Source organism: Bacillus sp. 2175, from assembly GCF_057812155.1.
This window is the reverse complement of the sequence record NZ_CM173819.1, coordinates 1,803,294-1,824,514: the sequence shown is the minus strand read 5'-3', so window position 1 is coordinate 1,824,514 and position 21,221 is coordinate 1,803,294. Positions and strand designations below refer to the sequence as shown.

General features: G+C 33.6%; 21 protein-coding genes and 3 pseudogenes. 7 read left to right on the top strand and 17 right to left on the bottom strand.

The genetic code is table 11. The features are described 5' to 3' along the window. Nucleotide 1 precedes the first annotated feature (1 nt). From essA to ACXKY9_RS09810, 8 genes are all read right to left on the bottom strand, one after another. Entirely contained in the window at nucleotides 2-505 is a 504-nt protein-coding gene (gene essA, locus ACXKY9_RS09845) for a type VII secretion protein EssA (RefSeq protein ID WP_000595655.1), read from the bottom strand. Further along, the gene (esaA, locus tag ACXKY9_RS09840) at nucleotides 477-4,211 is read right to left on the bottom strand and encodes a type VII secretion protein EsaA (protein ID WP_252597803.1); all 3,735 of its coding nucleotides are present in this window, start codon (nucleotides 4,209-4,211) and stop codon (nucleotides 477-479) included. The genes essA and esaA overlap by 29 nt, the downstream gene beginning before the upstream one ends. Nucleotides 4,212-4,337: 126 nt before the next feature. Continuing rightward, complete coding sequence (locus tag ACXKY9_RS09835; RefSeq protein WP_000918601.1) at nucleotides 4,338-4,634, bottom strand: WXG100 family type VII secretion target; 297 nt, start codon at nucleotides 4,632-4,634, stop codon at nucleotides 4,338-4,340. Nucleotides 4,635-4,932: 298 nt separating this feature from the next. Continuing rightward, a complete protein-coding gene (locus ACXKY9_RS09830) occupies nucleotides 4,933-5,361 on the bottom strand; it encodes a GNAT family N-acetyltransferase (RefSeq protein ID WP_000584247.1) in 429 nt (142 codons plus the stop codon). Between the two features lie 3 nt (nucleotides 5,362-5,364). Further along, the gene (locus ACXKY9_RS09825; protein WP_000688081.1) at nucleotides 5,365-5,730 is read right to left on the bottom strand and encodes a hypothetical protein; all 366 of its coding nucleotides are present in this window, start codon (nucleotides 5,728-5,730) and stop codon (nucleotides 5,365-5,367) included. A 12-nt stretch (nucleotides 5,731-5,742) separates the two neighbouring features. Beyond that, on the bottom strand, nucleotides 5,743-6,228 hold the full coding sequence (locus tag ACXKY9_RS09820) for a GNAT family N-acetyltransferase (protein WP_000221051.1): 486 nt from the start codon (nucleotides 6,226-6,228) through the stop codon (nucleotides 5,743-5,745). Next, on the bottom strand, nucleotides 6,225-6,785 hold the full coding sequence (locus ACXKY9_RS09815; RefSeq protein ID WP_000270885.1) for a 2'-5' RNA ligase family protein: 561 nt from the start codon (nucleotides 6,783-6,785) through the stop codon (nucleotides 6,225-6,227). The genes ACXKY9_RS09820 and ACXKY9_RS09815 overlap by 4 nt, the downstream gene beginning before the upstream one ends. Nucleotides 6,786-6,791: 6 nt before the next feature. Beyond that, nucleotides 6,792-7,358 carry a GNAT family N-acetyltransferase gene (locus ACXKY9_RS09810; RefSeq protein ID WP_001089593.1) on the bottom strand — a complete coding sequence of 189 codons (567 nt, stop codon included), beginning with the start codon at nucleotides 7,356-7,358 and terminating at the stop codon, nucleotides 6,792-6,794. A 136-nt stretch (nucleotides 7,359-7,494) separates the two neighbouring features. Between ACXKY9_RS09810 and ACXKY9_RS09805 the strand changes: the two genes are divergently transcribed. After that, nucleotides 7,495-8,121, top strand: a complete 627-nt coding sequence (locus tag ACXKY9_RS09805; protein ID WP_001042101.1) for a DUF1648 domain-containing protein — start codon at nucleotides 7,495-7,497, stop codon at nucleotides 8,119-8,121. 20 nt (nucleotides 8,122-8,141) lie between these two features. Here the strand turns inward: ACXKY9_RS09805 and ACXKY9_RS09800 are convergent, their stop codons facing one another. Next, nucleotides 8,142-9,269, bottom strand: a complete 1,128-nt coding sequence (locus ACXKY9_RS09800; protein WP_002100929.1) for a metallophosphoesterase — start codon at nucleotides 9,267-9,269, stop codon at nucleotides 8,142-8,144. Nucleotides 9,270-9,442: 173 nt separating this feature from the next. Continuing rightward, nucleotides 9,443-9,865, bottom strand: coding sequence for a GNAT family N-acetyltransferase (locus ACXKY9_RS09795; RefSeq protein WP_001101112.1), 423 nt, complete (start codon nucleotides 9,863-9,865; stop codon nucleotides 9,443-9,445). Between the two features lie 129 nt (nucleotides 9,866-9,994). Between ACXKY9_RS09795 and pdxR the strand changes: the two genes are divergently transcribed. Then, nucleotides 9,995-11,410: a MocR-like pyridoxine biosynthesis transcription factor PdxR gene (gene pdxR, locus ACXKY9_RS09790; RefSeq protein ID WP_000348034.1), complete on the top strand. Its 1,416-nt coding sequence runs from the start codon at nucleotides 9,995-9,997 to the stop codon at nucleotides 11,408-11,410. Nucleotides 11,411-11,499: 89 nt separating this feature from the next. On the opposite strand, the gene ACXKY9_RS09785 is transcribed toward pdxR, so the two are convergent. Both ACXKY9_RS09785 and ACXKY9_RS09780 read right to left on the bottom strand, forming a co-directional pair. Beyond that, nucleotides 11,500-12,345, bottom strand: a complete 846-nt coding sequence (locus ACXKY9_RS09785) for a YitT family protein (protein ID WP_000755125.1) — start codon at nucleotides 12,343-12,345, stop codon at nucleotides 11,500-11,502. A 180-nt stretch (nucleotides 12,346-12,525) separates the two neighbouring features. Continuing rightward, on the bottom strand, nucleotides 12,526-13,734 hold the full coding sequence (locus tag ACXKY9_RS09780) for a macrolide family glycosyltransferase (protein WP_000024486.1): 1,209 nt from the start codon (nucleotides 13,732-13,734) through the stop codon (nucleotides 12,526-12,528). A 391-nt stretch (nucleotides 13,735-14,125) separates the two neighbouring features. Here ACXKY9_RS09780 and ACXKY9_RS09775 point away from each other — a divergent pair. The 3 genes and pseudogenes from ACXKY9_RS09775 to ACXKY9_RS09765 all read left to right on the top strand — a co-directional run. Then, a pseudogene (locus ACXKY9_RS09775) lies at nucleotides 14,126-14,271 on the top strand (nitrate reductase); the annotation flags it as partial. Nucleotides 14,272-14,294: 23 nt separating this feature from the next. After that, nucleotides 14,295-15,164, top strand: a complete 870-nt coding sequence (locus ACXKY9_RS09770; RefSeq protein WP_000354418.1) for a GNAT family N-acetyltransferase — start codon at nucleotides 14,295-14,297, stop codon at nucleotides 15,162-15,164. After that, nucleotides 15,165-15,427, top strand: a pseudogene (locus ACXKY9_RS09765) (class I SAM-dependent methyltransferase); the annotation flags it as partial. Nucleotides 15,428-15,457: 30 nt separating this feature from the next. Here ACXKY9_RS09765 and alr read toward each other — a convergent pair. Then, nucleotides 15,458-16,633, bottom strand: coding sequence for an alanine racemase (gene alr / locus ACXKY9_RS09760; RefSeq protein ID WP_021727885.1), 1,176 nt, complete (start codon nucleotides 16,631-16,633; stop codon nucleotides 15,458-15,460). 171 nt (nucleotides 16,634-16,804) lie between these two features. Here alr and ACXKY9_RS09755 point away from each other — a divergent pair, with 171 nt between their 5' ends. Continuing rightward, entirely contained in the window at nucleotides 16,805-17,266 is a 462-nt protein-coding gene (locus ACXKY9_RS09755) for a DinB family protein (protein ID WP_000498004.1), read from the top strand. 118 nt (nucleotides 17,267-17,384) lie between these two features. Here the strand turns inward: ACXKY9_RS09755 and ACXKY9_RS09750 are convergent, their stop codons facing one another. Together ACXKY9_RS09750 and ACXKY9_RS09745 are read right to left on the bottom strand one after the other, a co-directional pair. Continuing rightward, the gene (locus ACXKY9_RS09750) at nucleotides 17,385-17,744 is read right to left on the bottom strand and encodes an MFS transporter (protein ID WP_003284084.1); all 360 of its coding nucleotides are present in this window, start codon (nucleotides 17,742-17,744) and stop codon (nucleotides 17,385-17,387) included. A gap of 39 nt (nucleotides 17,745-17,783) precedes the next feature. Then, a pseudogene (locus tag ACXKY9_RS09745) lies at nucleotides 17,784-18,278 on the bottom strand (HAD-IIB family hydrolase); the annotation flags it as partial. Between the two features lie 339 nt (nucleotides 18,279-18,617). Between ACXKY9_RS09745 and ACXKY9_RS09740 the strand changes: the two are divergent. After that, nucleotides 18,618-19,442, top strand: coding sequence for a helix-turn-helix domain-containing protein (locus ACXKY9_RS09740; RefSeq protein WP_000730123.1), 825 nt, complete (start codon nucleotides 18,618-18,620; stop codon nucleotides 19,440-19,442). A gap of 9 nt (nucleotides 19,443-19,451) precedes the next feature. Here ACXKY9_RS09740 and ACXKY9_RS09735 read toward each other — a convergent pair whose 3' ends face one another. Next, nucleotides 19,452-20,072 carry a replication-relaxation family protein gene (locus ACXKY9_RS09735; protein ID WP_000551102.1) on the bottom strand — a complete coding sequence of 207 codons (621 nt, stop codon included), beginning with the start codon at nucleotides 20,070-20,072 and terminating at the stop codon, nucleotides 19,452-19,454. Then, nucleotides 20,014-21,195, bottom strand: coding sequence for an FtsK/SpoIIIE domain-containing protein (locus tag ACXKY9_RS09730; protein ID WP_000891545.1), 1,182 nt, complete (start codon nucleotides 21,193-21,195; stop codon nucleotides 20,014-20,016). Before ACXKY9_RS09730 ends, ACXKY9_RS09735 begins: the two co-directional genes overlap by 59 nt. Nucleotides 21,196-21,221: the final 26 nt, after the last annotated feature.

The window sequence follows — 21,221 nt, the reverse complement described above, 5'->3', positions numbered from 1 at the left end:
TTTACCTCCAACTTTTACGAAGAACCGTATAAATACCGATGCAAATAAGTAGAATGCCGCCGCCAAATAATAATATTATTGTTATACTAATTGGCTCTTCATTCATTGTTTCATTACTCGCTACTTCATCTGCACTTTTTCTGACAATGTATTCACTGCTAAATAAACTATTTTTCGTATCTTTAACACTATTATTCTCTTTTGGTTTTGTAAAAAGAGAATCTCGCAAAGCTTCCATATCTTTTTGTTCTTTCTTTTTCTTTTTCTCAATTTCTTCCTCTATATCTTTGTTAAATAACTCAATCGATGCTTTATCTAATTCTGTTTCCTTATGTTCCTTTTTATTTTTTTCTTGGTCGCTTTCTTCAAGTCGATCCACTTTAAACTTAATCTTCCCATCATCACCAAGATAACTGTCAGCCGCGCTCCTTATCGGTAGCGCGACAAACAGTAAAAGGATAGAGAGAAATGATAACTTAGCCACTATGCTCCATTGTTTGATCATTTACTTCTTTTTCCTCCCATTTCTTATGCCATACAAATAGATTACTAACCAATCCAATAATGGCAATTACAAACAATACGACAAAAATAACTTTCCCAGTATCTTTACCACTAATAAAATCATTTAGAAAACTTTCTATATACTGAAGCGGTGAGAATTGACGTATCTTTCCGACAGACGACATTTGATCTACTTTACTTCCAACTGCCTCAGTTAAAAATAGGTACATGCTTAAAAATACTAATAGTATAAACATTCCTACCATTTTTATTTGTCGTAATAAGTAGGTTGAGACCAATACAAACGCCATCATAATAAATGTGATGAACGCAATCCATAGTAAACTTTGATCCTGACCGAACTTTAAAAGACGCCCAGAAATGATACCTATACTAATCCCTTCCACAATTGATATACCGAAAGCTACTACTGTAGTTGGTACATTCATATCAATTAATGAGAATTTCTCTTCAAAATGATCTGATTGCATTCGTTTCTTTTCTTGATTCGCAATTGCGTATGCTGTAAATAATGCAACAATGAAACAAGTTAATACAATTAAGTACGGTGTAAAAGCATTACCTGCTGCAATTACTCCATCATTTTGCTTTTGAACTGGACTAGCTAAAAAGTCATATAGCATCTCATTTTGACGATCTCCAATACGGCTATTCGCTAAAATTTTCGTAAAGTTTTTGGAGAATGATTTATCATCTTCCATTTTCTTCGTAAAGTCATTTAATAATAGATCAGCTTTTGAAACAATTGTCGTTCCGCTGTCTTGAATTTCTTTTGCTTGTCCATTAATTTGATCAAATGTTTTATATACATCGTCTGAAGTTGCTAAACTATGCTTCGAACTTTCGACCAATGACTGACTTTGCATCATTAATGATTTAATACCAGAATCTAACGATAAAATAGCTGTTTGCTCACCAGCATGATTTGTTGTTAATACTTGCTGCTCTTCAACTAGCTTTAAGCTATTCTCACGCCATTTCGCTAAACCTTTTACATACTCTCCTAAATTTTCATTCATACTAGTTGCTTGTTGCGTCGTTCCATTTAATTTCTCCGCTAGTAGCATAGAATTTTGATCCGCACTAGTAATAGATTGTTGATAAGAGTTTATTTTTTGTTTTAAACCTGACATATCTTGCTTTATTTCTGTAGTAATACTTGATGAAACAAGATTTGAAATTAAATCAATTAAACTTTGTTTATTTAATACGTAGTACAAAGATTGATCCGTCGCAATTGCATCTAAACTTCCCTCTTCTAACTTAGGACCTACATCTTTCGTTCTTAAATCAATCCCATAATACATTTCGTAAAGGCTCATTAAACCTTGATAACTTTCGACTGTATCTACTGCTTCTTTTATTAATACACTAGATATATTTTTTGTTAATACTTCTGCTTTTTGATGTACTACTTGATTCGTTGTACTTTCAGTAACTTTACCGTTATCTGTTCCCGTTTCGCCTCCTGGATTTCCTCCGGTTCCGTTGTCTGTTCCCGTTCCGCCTCCTGGGTTTCCTCCGGTTCCGTTGTCTGTTCCCGTTCCGCCTCCTGGGTTTCCTCCGGTTCCGTTGTCTGTTCCCGTTCCGCCTCCTGGGTTTCCTCCGGTTCCGTTATCTTTCCCCGTTCCGCCTCCTGGGTTTCCTCCGGTTCCGTTGTCTGTTCCCGTTCCGCCTCCTGGGTTTCCTCCGGTTCCGTTATCTTTCCCCGTTCCGCCTCCTGGGTTTCCTCCGGTTCCGTTGTCTGTTCCCGTTCCGCCTCCTGGGTTTCCTCCAGTTTCGTTATCTTTCCCTGTTCCGCCTCCTGGGTTTCCTCCAGTTCCGTTATCTGTTCCCGTTCCGCCTCCTGGGTTTCCTCCAGTTCCGTTATCTTTCCCTGTTCCGCCTCCTTGGCTTCCTTCATTATTGCCTGTTGTGTTTTCCATTTTTTTGATAATAGGCGTTTTAGCATTGTGTACTAACGGCATTATGCCATACTGTGATTTATGAACCACATTTTCCACCTTGCTATTTTCCGTTTGTGTTCCTTTATCTTCTTTGTTAGGTTTTTCTTTTTCAGGACTAGTTTCTTTTTTATGAGTCCCACTCAATTCCCACTGCCACATTACAGGAGAGAAAACATCTATATTGATGTTTGGATCTTTTAACTTCACATGCAGATCAATCTTTATATCCCCTTCATTACGAGGAGCTATTGTAATTTCTCCTGCTTCGCTTTGAAGAAAATCACTTGTACGATCCTCACCATCAATATGTAAGAATCCTGTACTTCCATCTAGTTTAAATTCTTCTGGAATCTTTATCTTCAAAATTTGCGGAGATTCCATTTTAATTACTTTCGCAGTATCACTAAATGTAATTCCCTCTGTATAAAGTCTATCCTTTACTTCTTTAATAGCGTTTCCTAAAGATATTTTATTTACAGGATCATAATAAAAATTATTTTCTTTATTATATTTTTTTGTAAATTGAATTACATTTTGCAGTTGTAATTTCGTTGTATCTGGCAAATCACTTTGACCGATTTCTTCCATGTTTAAACTAGGTAATTTCGCAATTAAATTCTCGATTTGTTTCTTTATTCGAGCATCTGGTTGTTTCATTAATGTATTTATGAAGATTTCTTGCTTTCCATCATTCGACATAGATTGCTTTAACTTCTTAATTACCGTCTCTTGAATATCACTTTCTAACTTTCCTGCAAGTTCTGTATCATATTCAGATACTTGTTTTTTTACATCTGCTAAATATTTTTGAATCGCTGCAGCATCAGTTAAAATATTCGGTTCTTTCTCTGAAAACGTAAATTGATTTGAAATAATTTTATTAGCGGATTCCAATGCACTTAATTGCTTTAAAGCATCGCCTGTATTCATATCATTCATATATTGATTGAATTGATTTGTGAAATTATTCGCTAACAAATTGTTATCAGTTTGCATTTTTTGAAAGTTATTAAAACCATCTAAGTACGTACTGTTAGATTTATTCCCTTCATCTAACGCTTGACCGAAACCTTTTAAAACATCCTGAAATCCTTTGAAACTATTAACAGAAACACCTGTATAATCTTGTACTGTTTTAAATTGATTTGTGTAATTTGCTAACGGACTATGTATATCTTTTTTATACATAGTTGTTTGAACGTTTCCTTTTTCAATTATTTTACCTATATTATCTTGTGCACCTTGTAGCTTACCGATAATACTCGCAAAATAAACGTCGATTATTTGCTTATTGAAATCTTCTAAAATAACAGAAGCTGTATTTTCTGCCTCAGCTTTCAAATCCTTATTCCCAGTTGCATTTACTTTGTAGTTTAACGTTAATTTCTCTGGAATCTCTGAATCAATCGCAACTGCCTTCCTAGAAAAATCATTTGGAATAACAATCATCATATTGTAATTATTATTTTTCAATCCATTTTCCGCTACCCCGCGGCTAACTACGTACCATTCTTGTTTCGTATTTTTATTTACATTTTTAACAAATTGATCTCCAAACGCTATTTTATTGCCCTCAAATACAGTGCCCTGATCTTCATTTACCAACGCAACTGTCATTTTTGGTGTAGTATTCTCATTAGCTTTCTTAACATTTTGATTTAATGCTAAATAGGAGACCCCTGTTGATAGTACAAGAGCTAAAATAATAAACAACAAGATGCTCCATTTGAACTTTTTCACTACTTATCACTCCTGCGACTGCGAGTCTATCTAATGAAAGACTTCGTATCTTACTCTAGTTTTAAAGTAATTTAGCCATACAACGTATGGTTGCATGGCTAAATTATATATTTCTGTTTATCTGTCTTATTGTAGACCGAAATTACGAGAAAGATCTTCGTCATGTCTAGCAACAGCTTCTGCAGTTTTATTAAGCTGCATATTAATTTCTTGTAATAGCTGTGCGAAGTTTTGTACTTTTGGCTTTAATTGATTGAACTGTTGGTCAAAACCTTCGAAAGCACGACCTTCCCATTCTCCTCTTAATTCATTTTGTAAGTTTTGTAGTTGACGTAAAATGTCCTCAATTTGATTTGCACCTTGTCCATATCGAGTCGCTTTCGATTTAAGCTCCTCTGGTGACATACGAATTTGTCCTGCCATTATTAAATCCCCCTTAAAATTAAAAAATAGTAAAATTAACCAATAATCAATTCTACAAATTGATTATATCAATAATTTAAAAATTTCTAAACAAAAAAATGATATTTTTCCAAAATTTCTCTTTTACTATAATAACGATATATTGTATAATACTAATTTATTTGTTTTTTAAGCACACTCTATAAATCTACTATAAAATAAAGGCAAACCATCTATTTTATACTTATTCGCTTTAAATTCCAGCGATAAAGTAGCCACTAAATCATTATTTTCTCTTCTCTCATTCAGACTATTCTACTCACTTCAAAGTCATAATTACCTGCCTTTCAACAAACCCAAACTCTTCGTACATCTTTTTTGCAAAATTCCCAGTAAATACATTCAACCTAATTTCTGAATATTCCTCCTTTAATTCCTTAATACCAGCTTCCATCAGTTCACGCGATAATCCTCTCCCGCGATATTCTGGGAAAACGTACAATTCATATATAAATCCAAGTTTTTCACGAGAAAAATAGTCTGTATTTTCCCCTATTAATATCCATCCCATTACTTTATTTGCTTCTTTAATGATTAAATAATACGCTCCTTTTTCTACAATCGGCTTTGTAATTTCAATCGCTTTCTCTGTACTTAATTGACAATTTCCTCTCGTCCCTTCAAAAAGCGATTGAGCCGTATATTTTAATATTTCATTGGTATCTTCTTGATTCGCCTTAATTATCATTTTTCACAACTCCCCTTGAATAATAGGCATTACTATCGCTTGTTCAAGATTCTCCGCTTCCATAACAATTGCCGTTAATCCTTGTTCTGTACTTGTTTCATGAAGCTCTCCCTTCTCCCAAAACACAGCTTGTCCCGCCTCTACCTTTATCTTTTTTTTATTTGCCCCACATACATATCCTGCTCCGTCCACAATAAGAAGCAGTTGAGATACAACTGCTTCATGATTACCGATGATTCCATTCTCGTGTAAATGCATAGCACCGATATGTATATTCCCTCTATGGTTTACTATTTTCGACATGATGAAATTAGATTGAAATACTGATAGGTGCTTTCCTACTTTTTCACTAAAATCAAAAATTTTCATTGCTAGTCCTCCTTATACATATAAAACCATCCTTACTGTCTGCATCATATGTCCTTCAAAGTCTTCTTCAAATTGCTCTAATTCAGCAAAACCTTTCGCTTCATAAAAGCGTTTTCCTTTTTCATTTGCTGCTTCTACATGTATGTACAATTTACGTATCCCATTTAATTCCTTAATCCCTCTTTGTAATAAAGCACTTCCAATCCCTTTTCCTTGCTGATCTGGTAACAAATAAATCGCACCTAATTCCGCTTCATTTTGTAGTCTAACAGGTGAAAAGTTCGCAAACCCTATTACTTCTCCTTCTTCTTCCGCAACGAATAAATGCGTATTTTTAAGACGATATTTCATTTTTTCATCAGAATATGCCTCGTCTAAAAAACTGTCTTGAATTTCTCTTGGAATAATGCCTTCATATGTATCATGCCAAGCTATTTTTGCTACTGATTGTACAGCATGAATGTCTTCTTGCTTCATTTCTCTAATTATATATGTCATCTCGATGTCTCCATTCTCTTTAAATTATATTCTGCTAATATACTAGAAGAAACGGCAAAACCATTTTCATAATTCACCTTAATTAATTTTAATTTCTCAATTGAAGCTGTTGCAAAATCAAACTTTCCATAAATATATTCCATTACACTTAAAAACTGCTTTGTATGTAATCTATTTGCAATTGTACAATGCGGAACCCATTTTCCCGGTACGTAATATGAATTGGGGTTGTCATGAAAAGTTTTAAAATAATCATGATAAGAATAATGAAGTTTTAACAATTCATCGGTAACGGTCGGCGCTAGAAAGACCGTTCCATTAGTAGGAAAAATTCCAACAGAAAGAAAAGTTACTGCGTCCATATTTTCTTGAATAGCTACAAACTCCCCTAGTTTCTCAGTATACAAATGAACATCTAACTCATTATAATCCGCAATCGTTATATGAGGTTCTACTCCAGCTAGTTGATTTGTTCCAATTACATTTGTTAATTCATTTTGCAGTTCTGTAATTTTATTAGTAAACACACGATCAAATGTAGCAATAATAGCGTACAATCTTTCTCACCCCTTCGTTACACATAGCGCTTCCCATTCTTCACGAATCATGCCCATTCGAATAGAATCATAGTATGTTCCGTTATAATAACGACACTTTCGCATTCTACCTTCTAAGCTCATTCCTATTTTCTCCGCTACTTTCATCATTCGTTCATTACCAGACCAAGTCGTGATTCCTACTCTACCAATCTCCATTTTTTCAAATAGCAAATCTCTATATAATGTCAATGTTTCTGTACCGTATCCACCATTCCAGTATGTTGGGTCATAAATCACAAGCCCCATCTCTAACCAACGCGTCGGTTTGTATTCCCAATAAAACCCAACTGTCCCAATGATTTGACCGTTATTTTCTATAATTAAATTGGATAGCGGTTCTTCTTTTAAACGAGTTTGCATCTTTTCCTTATAGGATGAGTATTCTTGCATTGAAAACGGAAAATACGGTGCATCCCATTTTTTCCATTCTGGATTTTCTTCTTTAAACACGAGATTCCATAATGTTTTTATATCTGATTCTTCAATTGTACGAATTGTTACTTTATCCCCTTTTACTATTACGCTATTCATAATTTCCTCCTACACTCCTCTTTATTTCATATATAATTATAATATTTTTTCTGAAAAATCAAAACAAATATCATTTATTATATTGTATAATTTTGTTATAAGGTACGAATTATTCATGTAGAAAGCTGGTGATTCAATGAATAAACGATTTAGTATTGCTTTATTTCTTACTATTGTTACGACAAATATTATTCTCTATTTCTTCTTACCATTAAGTATTGTTACGAAATGGGACTTTAATGGAACGCCTACATCAACAATGGATAAAACCACTTTTGTAATCGTAAATATAATTATATGTTCCTTCTTATTCTTTGTATTTTTAGCTTTATCTAAAGCAGCGAGTAACCAGAAATTTCTCCATTGGATCGGCAACACAATGTTACTATTCTTATTTTTTGTCGATATTGTCATCGCCCTCATCGCTCTTGGCTTTTCACTTCCTCTTGATCATTTCATATTTTTAGCATTAGGGCTTTTATTTATATTAATAGGTTATTTCAGTTCCAAAATTGATACGACTAAATCAACCGTTTCATTAGAATGGAATGATAAGCACCTTGAAAAAAGAGCTTCAAATATTAGTAGTATTTCAATGATGATAGCAGGTATTTTTTTAGCGATACTTCCTTTTATCGTTTCTGCTCCCTATAGAGGTTATGCTATACTAGCAATTCTTTTAGGAATGACGCTTATCATTCTGCCAAGTACGATTTATTTACTTATTAAAGACAGCAAGCAATCTACTCCTTTAAAAAAATAGGAGGTTATATCCCTCCTATTTCAGCTTAATGTTTTATTTTTCACTTTTTCTATCTCAACTAAAATCCCTTTCTCTATCCAACCCTCTACGCCATCTTTTTTAATTAAATCATATCCTGAACAGCTATCATCAATGAGAGAAACGATATCTCCCTTCCTAACGCTTATTTGCGCACAAGAAATATCGGTTTTCACTGTATATTCACCTGACTTAAGTTGTTTCATATATTCATTTTTTACAGTGAGCACATTATTCGTTTCCTTTTGTTTACATACGGTGTAATCTTGCATCTTCTCGATAGGCTCTATGTAATAATACGGATATGTCACTCCGCCCTGCATTTCTGAATTCGCATTAAAATCCGCTATTACTTCGTACTCTGGAAAATAGTCTACATATGTATAAGAAAACGTATCGCCCGTTTGTTTCCTCTGAATAATAAATACGTTTAATTGCCCTGCTTCTTTAATTGCATTTCCTCCATCAATTGCAATAATTTCTTTCTCCTTATCAATAACTGGATTATTAGACGGTGCTTCTTCAGAATAGTTCACGACAGGCCAATGACCGACTATTACATACTTATTTGCTTTATGTGATTGATTGAAAAACTCCGGCATTGCTATCGCATTTTTGCGCTCAGTTTCTTTCCAATCTACTCTATCTTCTAGACCGGCATGCACAAAAATATAATCTTCTGTTTCAATCGCTGTTGGCAACTCTGTTAGCCAATATAGTTCTTGTGAAAATTCACTTAACAATGCTTCTTTCACTTCACGAATTGAAGTGCCCTCATGAACTGAAAAAACCAATTGCTCTAGCCATTCATTAAAAATTGAATGCTTCCTCGTACATAAATAATTAATAAGACCAGGATTTTCATTTAGAAGAGCATCAACTAAAACTTCACAATTCCCTTCAACAACGTGAACCTTTGAATTGTTCTTTACAAGATTCATAACGTAGTTTACTACGCCTACGCTATCTCGTCCTTTCTCGCAAAGATCTCCATTAATAATTAAATAATCTTCATCTTTAAAGTTAACTTTATGTAGTGCTTCTTTTAAAAGATTTAATTCTCCATGAATATCAGATATGACAATAACTCTAGCATCATTAGGGATTGATAGTTTCTTTATTTTTTTCAAGTATAAGCGCTCCAATCATCCTCTTTATTAAATTAAAACAATTCGACAAAATACACTATATAACCTTTTCAAGTACATATACCATAACTTACAACCTATTTACGGTTCAATAATAACTTAAAAAATAAGAAGAAGCTGTTCCCAACTTTTGCAGGACAGCTTCTTCTTATTTTTTATAATTCTTTATAAAAAGAATAACTCACCTTATCATACCCTTCTCTTTCATAAAAACGATGAGCATCAATTCTTGAAAATGCTGACGTGAGGACGATAGACTCACATCCGTTTTCCTTTCCCCAGTTCTCTATATACGAAAGTAATACTTTCCCATGTCCTTTTGAACGATGTGCTTCTGCTGTTACAAGGTCATATACGAAAACGTGTTTCTTATTATAAAAGTTCGTACAAATCGCTACACCTGCAAGGCTAACAACTTCATCATTCTCATTACGCAGCGAAAATAGTTTATAATTTTCTTCTTTCATATTTCGAAATAAAGAGCTTGTTTCCTCTTTTGAAAGTTTCATTCGTAATTGCTGTAAAACAGGTAATACTTCATGTAATTGCTCTTCTGTTACTACTTCTTTAACATTCATTTTTAACTCTCCTCTAACTATTTATTTAATTTTCTAAATGTTATATCATTATTATAGAAAGTAACTGCCCTTCACTTAAGTGACAGTTTAAGTGTTTTTTATAAGGCCAGTTTTAAAGGAGAGTTTTATATGGATTTTACTATCCCATTGCAATTACAAAGTAACACACCTATTTACTTGCAAATTTACGAATATATAAAAGCTGAAATTATACAAGGGACTATTTCTGTCGGCACACGTCTACCCTCACACAGAAATTTAGCATCACAACTTAATATTAGCCGCATTACTGTTGAATCAGCTTATCAACAATTATTAGCTGAAGGTTATGTAGAAAGTAAACCGAAACGTGGTATTTTTGTAGCAAATTTCGATATTGACGTTATCCCAAATAAAAAGCCAAATGCAGCAAAGAAGACGAGCAATTTGATAGACGAAAAATTTGAATATGATTGTAGCCAAGGACTTATTGATCAAAATGCATTTCCGATTACAAATTGGAAACGAGCATTACAAGAATCCATACTTACATACGAAAATGCACTATTTGCCAAAGAAGACCCTCAAGGTGAATTCGCTCTTCGAGAACATATATCAACATATTTATATCATTCTCGCGGTGTCCATTCTTCACCTGATCAAATTGTGATTGGCGCCGGAACGCAGCCACTTCTCTGGCTACTACTTCAACTGCTTGGCCCTACAAAAGAATACGGCATTGAAAACCCTGGATTTCACCGTATACACGCAATCATTAAAAGCTGTGATAGACAAATTCATCCCATACCATTGGATGAAAAAGGTATTGATATTTCTAGTTTATACAATACAAATTCCAATGTCGCATACGTTACACCATCACACCAATTTCCACTCGGGATTATTATGCCTTTATCTAGAAGATTAGAATTGTTAAAGTGGGCTAATGGTTGCAGCGGATACATTATTGAAGATGACTATGACGGAGAGTTTCGCTACGCTGGTAAGCCGATTCCTTCTTTACAAAGTCTTGATTCAAATGAACGCGTTATTTATATGGGAACTTTCTCAAAATCTTTTTTACCTTCTTTACGAATGGGATATGTTGTTTTACCACCACACCTTTTAAAAACATATCAAGAACTGCATGGAATTTTCAAACAAACAGTCGCTACAATACAACAACTTGCTTTTGCTAACTTTATACAAAGCGGGAATTGGGAACGTCACCTTAATCGGAGTCGTACACTATATAAAAGAAAACATCATGCGTTAGTAAAATCCATTATGAAAGAAATGGGGGCTAATGTTCAAATTCTTGGCGAACAGTCCGGACTTCATATTGTTTTATGTGTCCATAACAGTATGAATGAAAATGAACTGATTGAATCCGCTAAAAAACAAAGCGTTAAATTATACCCACTTTCTCCATATGATTTCGTGAATGATTTACGTAAGGAATCATACGTATTACTCGGCTTTGGTAGTATTCCAGAAAATAAAATTGAAACGTTGGCTAGATTATTAAAAGACGCTTGGTTTCCTAGTTGCAAGGAAACTTTTTAACAGTGGATTTAACTTGTAACATGTTAACAATTCAACAAAATAAAAAAGAAGGCTGTTCCAAAATAACTTTTTGGACAGCCTTCTTCTAGTTATTCACCTGACCTAGCTTTCCTTCCCGGACGTTTCACACCAGTCGTTTCTGTTGAATAGGAAGCTTCGATTATAGCGGCTGGATCTACAGAGAGAACGAGATCTTTCATTTTCGGATAAATGAATCGGTTTGTAATGCAATAAATGATTCTCTTATGCTCCCCTAAAAAACCACCTTCTCCATGTAGATACGTAACAGATAGTTGCAATTCTTTCATAAGTAAATCGCCTATTTCTTTATTCTTACCAGAAATAATCATAACGCTCTTACCTTGATTAATACCATCTAATATAAAATCAATCATCTTCGTAACAATATAGAAAATTGCTAATGAGAACATCGCTTGTTCGATTGAAAATAAAATGGCAACAAAGATGAAAATAACTGCATTTACTGCAAGTAAAAATGTACTAATCGGTACATTAAAGTGTTTATTCATCCAAACTGCTAACATTTCCGAACCGTCAATTGCTCCACCCATTTTAACAACAATCCCAACACCAATTCCAAACAGTACTCCACCATAAAGTACAATTAATAACTCAGAAGTCGTAATTGCTGGAAATGGTTTTAAATAAATTAATCCGAGTGTTGTAACTACATTCGCATAAGATGTACGGATAAAAAATTTCTTTCCCATTACTTTTGCAGTAAATAATAAAATTGGGATATTAATTCCTAAGAACACACCATAAAGCGGCAATCCTGCGACTTTATTTGCCATAATAGCAATAGCCGTTACCCCGCCATCTACTAATCCATTAGGTGCTAAAATAAGCTCTAATGAACCTGCTACTATAATTGAGCCAATTGTTAATAATACGTATTCAAATACTTTCTTCATTCATTACCCCCAAAACTTATATATTTTCTTAGTATTATTTTAACGTAATTTTACTACTAATTCAAAGGTATCGATTTATATACACAAAAGTTTCTCCTTTATCGCTATTTTTATGTAACACATGTAACGCGTAATACTAAAAACACACTTACAAATTAAAAGTAAGTGTGTTTTTAACATCTATTTAATCTTTACGTACGGCTTCATTTTTAATTTGAATATTTCCTCAACTGCCCTTTGATATCCACCGGCATTTCTAAGCGACTCTCCCACTTTACGACTATTCTCCTTAAACGTCACATCATCCATTACTTTCTTTACAGTCTCACGTAACAATTCAGAAGTTAACTCGTTGCGATTAAGTCTTATTCCTGCCCCTACTTCAGTCAATCGTTTTGCAACGAATGGCTGATCTCCTGTTACCGGAATTACAACTAATGGAACACCGTAATATAACGCTTCACTCGAACTATTCATACCACCATGTGTCACGAATACATCAGCATGCTGTAAAACTTCTAATTGCGGGACATAATTATACAACTTAAAGTTTTTCGGGATATTTTCAAATTGACTTATATTTATCTTCTTACCAACGACTAATACGACTGTCGCATCAACATCTTTAAACGCTTCAAAACATTTTTCATACAAAGCAGGTTGTTCATTAAAAACTGTTCCCATAGAAATGAAAATCACTTTTTCATTTTTTAAATCTTCGGTAGGAAAACTCCCCACTTCTTTTCGAGTAGCAATTGATGGACCTACAAATTTATACGATTCATCAAATACCTCTGAACGTGGCTGATATTCTTTTGAAGTATATACAATCGTAATATCACCAGGATGGTTCATAATATCATACATACTATTACATTTCATTCCATACTGCTTATTCCATCTTTCCATTCCCGCTAAACAAGATTGATATAATGGATCCATTTCATCTACTTGTCTCGCTTCTTGCTCATCATGAAAATTAATGTACTGATTAACAGCAAACGTTGTACAGGATGAAACGCTTGGTAATTGTAAAATATTCGCTATAATACGTCCTACTGGAAAATGATTATCATATATTAAATAATCATATTTTTCCTCTTTTGTTTCTTCTACAATTTGAGTAACAATACGCTCTGATGCTTCAATCATATGAGATAGCATCGTCAAAGGGCTCCCACCTTCATTTACTCGTTCCATAATATTAATTTGAGAGAGAAAATTCTCAAACACTCGGAATTCCGCACCTGTTGCTTCAACCTTCTTTCTATAATCTTCAATACAATAAGAAACAACTGTTTCCCCTCGCTGAATTAACTCACTTACAACAGCTAAAGTCGGATTAATATGACCTTCCCCAGGAAAATTTATTACGAGTACATTTGCCATAACATTCTCTCCTATCCAATTAATATAATAAAATTAACAATTAATTATATTAATTAATTTAAGTCTATTATAAATGAATGCATTCTACTTCTTCATGCTTTTCTCTTCATTTTATTATTGAGAAATATTTTCTATAGTCTACATTATTGTGATTCACAATCTTATAAATGAATGCTTAATTTTACTTTTACTCTTCATAGATTTAAAGATACGAGTCTTACATTCAAGTATTACCACCATTATTTTTAGACAATTCATACAAAAATAGAGAAATATAATATTTTTAATGAATTTTCACTATAAATGTAAGTATGCTTTCAATCTTTTTATCTTTATCCTCATAACACATCATCTGTTATATAATGAATTTATAGAATTTACAGAAAAATAAGCACATGCCTTTAAAAGTGGTTACGAATTATGTCTATTCCTCACTTAGAAGAATATAGACAGCCTTATCGTTATTTATACCGACTGTTATCTGTGCAAGGTAATGTGGAATTAAAAAAATGGTTAAGTCACCCATCCTATTTTTAAATACGAATGAGAGGGAATATACAATGGATATTCAGAAAAAGCGTTCTGTAACAGAAAGTGAAATACAGCAAATGAAGGATTTGGCTTATATTTGTGGGCAACAAGACAATCTTGATTACTCTTCAGATTTACATATCAACTTTTTAAAAAATCGAAATGAAGATTATATAAACGATTTTCTTCTTTATAACGGTACTCAATTAATTGGCGCTTTAAATATGTATGATTTCGAAAGACCAACAAAGCTTGAACTAATAGGCTTTGTACATCCTCATTTTAGAAAACAACGCTTCGGAACTATCCTTTTACAAACTGCAATGAAAGAAATACAAAATAGGGAGACAGATGAAGCTCTTCTTATTATTAATGGGGATTCTATTTCTGGGAATGAATTTGTAAAACATATGAAGTTACCATATTTATATAGTGAATATAGTATGGAGTGCAAAACAAACGAAATTCAAAAAACAACAGATAATAATATACAGCTTACTCTTGCACCTTCAGAATCACTTCTTGATCTTATTAAAATTTCTAGTAAAGCTTTTGGTGATTCAGTAGAAAATACGACTACATGGTTACAAAAAATGATGAATTCATCTTCCCATCAAGTTTACAGTGCCCTTATTGCTGAAAAAGTGATAGGAACAATTACAGTTTCTAAACAAGAGCAATCTACTACACTATCAGGATTCGCCGTTCATCCTTCTTATCAAGGTAAAGGATACGGAAAAGATATTCTTTGTAATATAGTACATACCCTTATTACAGAAGGAGTTTCAACAATTGAATTAGACGTCGAAACGAAAAATATCCACGCTTTAAAACTATATACACAATGTGGTTTTGAAATTAACACGAGGCATGACTATTATAATTTAATTAATTTTTAGGTGAATACATATGTTAAAAAAACAATTTATTCTAATTATGATATTTTAGCAGACATCTATAATAAACATTGGGGACATTTTGTTGAATACTCCCATCCAGCCTCGTTTTACAAGATGCTCTTCCCTACTCTCGTATATTAGATCTTTGTTGCGGGACTGGTCATCTCTGCCGGTGATAGTTTAATTTAGTTGAACTAAAAAGTGTGTTTCACAAAGTTTACTCCGTATTACATAACGAGGGTATATTCGCATTTGATATGAATAAAAAAATAAAAAAACTGAATCGAAATGATTCAGTTTTTTCTTAATATATTTACAACTGCAGTTGTTTCGTCATTTTCTTTATAGACACGCGGAATTCTTCTATCTAGCATACATGTAACTTCATAGTTTATTGTACCTAACATATCCGCTATTTCTTCTACTGCGATATTTTCTTCACCTTGTTTACCGTAGAATACTACTTCGTCTCCTACTTGTACTGGCATCGCTTTTGAAACATCCAACATTAACTGATCCATACAAACACGGCCAATAACAGGTACTCGAACCCCATTAATTAACGCATAGCCTTTATTAGATAATTGACGATTATAACCATCAGCATAACCAATTGGTACAGTCGCAATCCATTCTTCACCAGTTGTTACATACGTATTCCCATAACTTACACCACGATTCTTCTTCGCATGTTTAATATGAGCTACTTTTGATTTTAACGACAACGCAGGCTGTAAAGAAACGACTGAATGATCCACTTCTTTTGATGGATACATACCGTACACTCCTATTCCAACGCGTACCATATTTTGAAATGTGTTACTTAATTCCATTGATCCCGCACTATTTGAACTATGAATATATGGTATTTGAATTCCTAATTCTTTCGCTGTATTAACAGCTTTTTCAAATAAACTTGTTTGCATATTCGTATATGATTTATCGATTTCATCTGCCGTAGAGTAATGCGTAAACATCCCTACTACCTCTACATACTCCATACGGTTTAATTCTTCTAAAAATGGTTTAACTTCTTCTTCTTGTAAACCGATACGACTCATTCCTGTATCAATTTTCACTTGAATTTGTACTTTCTTTTGAAGACGGTTTGCAATTTCATTTATACCATGTAAATCTTCTACTCTATAAACAGTCATCATAACGTCATATTGAATTACATCTTCTACAGCCGCTACTGGTGTGTATCCTAAAATTAAAATTGGTACAGTAATTCCTGCTTCTCTTAATTCTATTGCTTCATCTACAAATGCAACTGCAAGTTGATGTATTCCCGCTTCAATTGCAGCTTTGGCAACTTCAACTGCCCCATGGCCATACCCATTCGCTTTTACAGCAGCCATCATCTTAATTTCTTCATCATTTACATGTTTTTTAAATTCTTTTACATTATGTTTTACAGCATTTAAGTCAATTTCTACAATTGTATCTCTTCCATATTTCAAACTCATTGGTCTAACTCCTAACTCAATAATTGCATTCCATTCTATTTCACGTTTCATATGACCTTTTACAATATAATACTTTTCATTATGCTAGTCAAACTACTAGAATTTTCGGAATTTTGAGTATGATATAATATCCTCAAGAAACTATTATATACGGAGACGAGGAGAATTACAATGTTTGTTCAATCTGCATTGCATCAACTAAAAGTTGCTATTGATACTTCTATTTATATGCTTAACCAATATAGTGAAAACGATTTAAAAATACAACCGATTCACTCAAAACGATCATTATTTGAAATGTGTGCACATCTTTCTCTTATTTGTCATGCTGATTTACTCATTTTAAATGGTATTTCAGAAAAAGAATTACATACCTTTTATATAGAACATACACCCGTAACAGTTGCTCACATGCAACAAACGATGATTGAAGGATACAACCTTCTCTCTAAAACATTTCTTTCCTACTCCCAAATAGAATTAGCAAAAGTTATGACTGCCTATTGGGGGATTTCTTATTCGCGCTTTGAATGGTTACTTGAAATCGTTGCACACTTTTATCATCATCGTGGACAAATTCATATTTTATTATGCGAGCATATGAAAGATCCTCGCATTCCTTTATTTGAGTGATTTTCCACTCATTCATTAATTAGCTACAAAACCAATAAAAAGTATCATTCCTAATAAAATAAATGTTTGAGCATAACCTCCTATTTTCATAAGATAAATAGAAATGATAGGTCCTATACTAGTACCTAAAAATAAAATAAAAGTATATTCCCCTTGCTTTCCCTCCTAATTGACCTCCAAGAGAAACTAAAGACGGAACGGATATAGCAATACCTATTACAAAACAGACACTCATCATTACAAGTAGAGATAGATCCGAAACAAAGCCCATTGAACTTAGACTAAAAATAACAATCAACAATCCTCCTTGAAGAACTTTCCTTACTTCAAACCTCTTTGTTAAAAGACCTGCAAGTGGTGACAGCAACATACCAAACAGCCCTGCTAAGCGAAAATAAAGGATTTGTTCTGCAGTTAAATTGTAAGTAGGAGAGCTCAAATAATTCCCTAAAACAGTATACATATTAACAAAAGCCATTATTAAAACAGGATTTTTCACACTGACTAACTATTAGTTTTAAATAATTCGCAACTTCTTTAAGGCATAAGAAATTCCGCCTTCACTCGCCTTCGTTGTAACGAAATCAGCCCTTCTCTTCAACTCCTCTCCACCATTTCCCATCGCAACTCCTAATCCTACATACTGCAACATCTCAATATCATTTCCACCATCGCCAAAAGCAATGGCTTCTAATTTACTAATGTTTAAATGTTCCAATACTTTTTGAATTGCAGTTAGCTTCGATACTTTACTATCTTCCAATACATTTATAACGTAACCATGAAAACGCTCAAACGTAAGTGCTGGATATCTTTCAATGAATTTTTGAGCTTCTGTATCATCAGCATACAGACATATGCAATACATCTCATCTGATAAGTTTCTAACTTTGTCAGGATACCGCTCTAAATTTAAAGTTTCATTTAACGCTCGCATGACACGTTCATCTTTGGAAGCAATATTATTCATTGCAAATTCTTCTGTAAAGTAAGAAACACTGTGACCATCTATTATGTATAAAACTTTAATTTCTTAAAACTGCACAAAATGGCTATATTACGCAGTTTTGTACTGCATCTAATTTTATAAATGGCAACATATTTCTGGTCATTTGTGACCAAATTCGTTACCGAAATAATTCAAAATTAAACTAATAAAAAATAAAAGAGCACAGCGTGTATAAAGAGTGCGTCAACACCCTTTATACCGTCCGCCTACACCAACTAGGCAAACACTTGCTGTAACTCTTTATGTACTTTATTTTACCGTACGTAAGGGTTCTTCCGCAACAGTTTGCTTACATTTTGTGGCATACTGTTGCTTTTTTATTTTCAAAGGAGACGAGCCCTTATGAAAAAGAAACAAGCCATCACCATTCTTGCTAGTATAGAAACATATGAAAACTTAGTATCTTTTCAAAATCTCAAGGAGCTAAATGACACTGTACGCGCATATAAAGAACAATTTGCTGATCGATTAAATAAAAATCAATTGGCTGTACTCAATCACTTACACACCCATTCTTGTAAATATTTTGGCGTTTCTTTTAAATCCAAAAAGAAGATTGCTGAAGTACTTCATATTAGCCGCAGAACAGTTATTCGTGCATGCCAACACTTAGAATCACTTGGTATCATCAAACAACTAGAAATGAAACGTAAAAGTGATATGAGACAAACAAGTAACATTATTGTAATCCAACCAATCTTCACAAAAGACGAGTTTGTCACAGAAGCCCCTACTAAAACTGTGGAAATTTGTCACACCAAGAAAACAACTACTAAAACCTTAAAACAAAAGATAAAAGATATAAATAAACGTAAGGTAGATTCAGCTGACACAACACCTGAAAAGAATGTACAACAAGCAAATTTTATTGCACACTGGGTTCCAGAACGTTTTGCTTCTCTAGCCTCTGCTTATTATTCAAAAGCGAGAACTATTCAAGAATTTTGGAAAGTAGTAAAACAGTGTAATTGTGTAGTAAATCATACAACAGGGGAAACTGCTTTTGATAAAGAACAAGAATTACATATTGGTGTACAGGCCATGAAAGAATTTGTGATGAAAATAAAAGATGGAGCCCGCATGAAAAAAGGATGGTTCTCCTATTTCAATGGTATCGTAAACAACTTGATGAACAAATATTATTTTGACCCCGAATTTGGTATGTGATATCTTCTTTTACACTTCAGGTACCACATATACCTTTGCATATACACTATGCTGCACAGCAAATTGTTCTAGCGTCTTTTGCCTATATGGTGTGATTGTAAAGAAGTGAACAATAGGAACTTTCCCGTTATATTTATTTTTATAATACAAGGTGAATTCACCATACTTATTCATTTTTTCGCTGTTCACATTCATCATTTGTGTACGATCTATTTCAACTGCGTTTAAAATCCCGTCACTATCACGGTACTTTACATCTGGAATAATCGTTCTCTTATTTTCATGCACTTTATAACGTATAGGGGCTTCTATCTGCCAATCTTCAGGACAAAATAGATACAACCACGCTTCGTTCCTCATAAGGCTGTGTGCTAATCGAATGGTAGGTACAACCTTTTCTGTATCATCGAATAGCGCACGTCCTTGTTTATTGAGGTAATATACATGCTCTTTTTTATAAACGGTACTATTCACATATGGGCTCAAATCTTTTAGAATACGATTTGCATTCCGTATTCCTCCCATATCGTGAATGGCCATCAAATGTCTTCTTGTCGCAAATTTCAGCTTTCTAATCGAGGTCAAAATCATCATCTGACGATTCATTTTGATATGTGTCTGCATATGCATCTTTTTTCACCTCGTATTGTTTTAATACGTCCCACATTTGTTCATTTGAGATATAAGGGACTTGAACTTCTGTTAATCGATCTGTTTTAAAAAGCGCACGCCCCGGTATACTTTCAATCAATTCGAGACCAGTTTCATCGATGACAACTTGAGAAGCCGTTTGAGTTGGTAACCGAAATCCTAATTTTGCATCACTGTTTTGTTTGACTTGACGTGGTAAAGTATCGCCAGTAGGGTATTGCGTGCAAAAAATCAATCGAAATCCTAATGCTCCACCAATTCGCGCTATATGAGAAAGCATCTGTTGACAAGCTCCTAATAACTTTTGTTGTTCCCGATTCATACTTTTATCAGGACAAAGTTCTGCCCCTTCATCCACGATAATAAAGTAGCGTTCTCTTATATTTGTTTCCACCACATTGGTATAATGGTGTTCTTTCATAAAAAGCATTTTTTCTTCCATCTTTTTTAGAATCGCCCTTAATACCTGAAAAGCTTCCATTGGCTTTTCTGCAATCGACTCAATCTGTTTTACATTTTTGTATGGTCCGAACTCTAATCCTCCTTTTAAATCAATAATAAACAAGTGCGTATATTCTGCTTGTGCAGTAATAAGAGATGTCATCACATTCTTTAGAAATACAGTCTTTCCCATACGTGTTAAACCACCTAATGTCATATGTGGTGTTTTATCAAAATCGTGATAAATCAATTGTTCTAAACTTTGCCCGATTGGCACAAGCCATTTTCCAACTTTCATTAAATTTTTCGACCATTCCCACTTCTTCGGTATTTCTTGATCGAATACACGAATGTTCAATCTATAATTGTCATACTGAATTCGAACAGGTTTATTTAACCCTTCACTTACAACATCTTCAACCTTTCGAATAATTTTACTTGGCATACCAACAGGCAACTCATACACGTATGTTGTACTTCTATCATCATGAGTTCGTTTCTTAAATTTTGGATAATGAATCTTATCATCTTTTTTGATTGCAATTCCTGACACTTCAAAAAACACTTGTATCTTCTTTTTATCATCTATTTTCCTTTTAAACCGATCACTTACGAATGCAAAAGTTAAAGCTGTCATCGGGACCCATAGTAATTCCAACATAAACATTTCTCCTTTAGATATCCTAT